Genomic DNA, 525 nt, shown 5'->3' with positions numbered 1-525 from the left:
ATGGTAGCGTGTTTACATTCACTGCTACTCCGGATTTTCATTGTACTTTAACAAGGATGCAACGCATGCTTAATATTACAGGAGGGAGCTGGTCAAACCTCAATGGAAGTGACTCCCGACCAACTATCAAAATCATAGCCTACACTGTCATTAGATGCCGTTAAATAAACCGTGGTACCGGGGGTTATCAGACTGGTGGCAGCATAATCATTGGCACCGGCAGTTGAGCCGACCTTCACTTTGGCAGAGCGGGCAACTTTGGCATTCCCCTTCCACTTGGCATAAAACGTTATTGAACCGGTATTCGTATAAGAAGCATTGGGGTTCACGGTAGTTCCGGAACCGTCAGCATTTGGTGCCCACGCGTCTATCGTGTAACCGGGTCGTGAAAATACTGTAGCAACGGGTGTAGTAGCAGCCACACCATAAGCCACTGTTTGGGTAATAGTGCTACCCACACCACTATTAGGCTCATAATAGATATTAACCCAGGCCGCAGTTTTGTGTGCTTGCGATGTATAAGTC

1 protein-coding gene is annotated in these 525 nt (G+C 47.2%); it reads right to left on the bottom strand.

The window, feature by feature from the left end:
• Positions 1 to 92: 92 nt before the first annotated feature.
• Positions 93 to 525, bottom strand: a 433-nt coding sequence (locus tag ASC50_RS03835; RefSeq protein WP_158648388.1) for an InlB B-repeat-containing protein, incomplete at its 5' end; no start/stop codon positions are given.

Source organism: Candidatus Symbiothrix dinenymphae, assembly GCF_001431085.1.
Note: the sequence above shows the minus strand (reverse complement) of the source record. Positions and strands in the feature narration are given on the sequence as shown.